This window comes from Candidatus Symbiopectobacterium sp. NZEC135 (genome assembly GCF_025962695.1).
Map to the genome: position 1 here is coordinate 1 of NZ_JAGFPF010000267.1, position 2,032 is coordinate 2,032.

The window sequence follows — 2,032 nt, forward strand, 5'->3', positions numbered from 1 at the left end:
CGATTAAGCCCTTTCTCTTTCAGATGCATAAACGCACATTGCACCAATGCATGATTATCGGTCGCGATGTAATGCACAGGCGGATAGTCATCAGGATCGTGATAAGAACCGCCAACTCCCACCAATGGCACACTGACGCTCTGCAACGACTGAACAATTTCCCGATCGTCAAAATCGGCAATAACGCCATCGCCCAGCCAGTCTTTCACATTATCAATACGGCAGCGGAAATCCTCTTCAATAAAAATATCCCAACCGCATTGAGAGGCCTGCAAGTACTCGCCTACGCCCTCTACCACTTGCCGGTCGTAGACTTTATTGGCATTAAACAACAGCGTAATACGATAGCGTTTATCAAACATATTCACTGCCCCAGCCGTGGAGATGCCCTTCTCAATAGCATACCCCCACGGTGAGCAAAAATATTTTGCTGATTAATGCGAGCCGCAGCCAGTTTCCTGAAACCCGCTTACATCCTGTCATCAGAGACACTCAGCCCTTGCGCTTGGTGGCCGTATCCATCCATACCGCCAACAGTAAAATGCCACCTTTGACGATGTACTGCCAAAACGTCGGAACATCCAGCATGCTCATGCCATTATCTAACGAGGCCATGATAAACGCCCCCATGACTGCCCCGGCTACACTGCCCACGCCACCGGCCAAACTGGTGCCGCCAATCACGCACGCGGCGATGGCATCCAACTCGGCAATATTGCCCGCAGACGGTGAGCCCGCCCCCAAACGCGAACTTAAAATCAACCCGGCTACCGCCACCATCAGTCCGTTAATAGCAAAAACCGCCAGCTTGCTGCGTGCAACATTGATGCCCGACAAGCGCGCCGCCTCGATATTGCCGCCAATGGCATAAATGCGACGCCCAAACGCCGTGCGCGTTGCCATAAAAATCCCGCCCAGCATCAGCAGCGTCAAAATCAGCACTGGCGTTGGCACGCCACGATAGTCATTCAGCAGGTAAATCGCGCCCAGCACCAGCACCGCCATGACCGCCTGACGCCCGATATCACTGGCAGGACGCGTTACACTGAGTCCCAGACTGGCTCGCTTTTGCCGCCGACGCCATTGCCAGGCCACAAATATCAGTAACCCCGCCACCCCAAGCGTAAACCCCACGCCCGCGGGCAGATAGCTTTGGCCGATCTGTGCCATAGCGCTACTGGTCGGAGAGACAGTGGTACCGTTGGTAATCCCGATGAGAATGCCGCGAAAAGCCAGCATTCCCGCAAGAGTGACAATAAATGAGGGCACTTTACGGTACGCTACCCACCAGCCATTCCATGCACCCAATAACAGCCCCAGAAACAGCGTCACCACGATAGTCAACGGTAGAGGCCATCCTAACCACACGTCAAAGATGGCGGCCAATCCGCCCAGTAACCCCATCATGGAGCCCACCGAGAGATCAATTTCGGCAGAGACGATAACAAACACCATTCCTACCGCCAGAATGCCGGTAATGGCCGTTTGGCGCAGCAGGTTAGACACATTACGCGCGCTGAGATAGGAGCCATCGGTCATTAAGGTGAAAAACAGCATAATCGCCACAATCGCAGCAATCATGACAAACACCTGAAGATTTACCTGCTTGAACCAGCGTACGGCCTCGCCCGCTCGTGCCAGCTGTTTAGGTGCCAGGGTATCGGCAGAAGCATTAGACGGTGGCGTTTTCAACATGTTGTTCACTCCTCAGCGCGGCTTCCATAACCTGCTCTTGGGTCAGATCGTGATTAACCAAATCTGCTTTTATGCGCCCTTCATGCATCACCAAGACACGATCGCTCAGTCCCAGCACCTCGGGCAGCTCAGATGAAATGACAATAATCGCCATTCCCTCTTTGGCTAACTGATTAATAAGTTTATATATTTCATATTTAGCGCCGATATCAATACCGCGCGTAGGCTCATCGAGGATCAAAATATCGGGGTTTAACAACAGGCATTTTGCCAACACCGCTTTTTGCTGATTCCCGCCGCTCAGGCGGGCAATGGCTAAATCCTGGCTGGCCGTTTT

2 protein-coding genes and 1 pseudogene are annotated in these 2,032 nt (G+C 52.9%); all 3 read right to left on the reverse strand.

Going from position 1 to position 2,032, the window contains the following annotated elements; genetic code table 11:
* A pseudogene (locus J5224_RS25730) lies at positions 1-362 on the reverse strand (XylR family transcriptional regulator); the annotation flags it as partial.
* Between the two features lie 130 nt (positions 363-492).
* On the reverse strand, positions 493-1,695 hold the full coding sequence (gene xylH, locus J5224_RS25735; protein ID WP_264628036.1) for a xylose ABC transporter permease XylH: 1,203 nt from the start codon (positions 1,693-1,695) through the stop codon (positions 493-495).
* Positions 1,673-2,032, reverse strand: a 360-nt coding sequence (locus J5224_RS25740) for an ATP-binding cassette domain-containing protein (protein ID WP_264628037.1), incomplete at its 5' end; no start/stop codon positions are given. The genes J5224_RS25740 and xylH, both read right to left, overlap by 23 nt.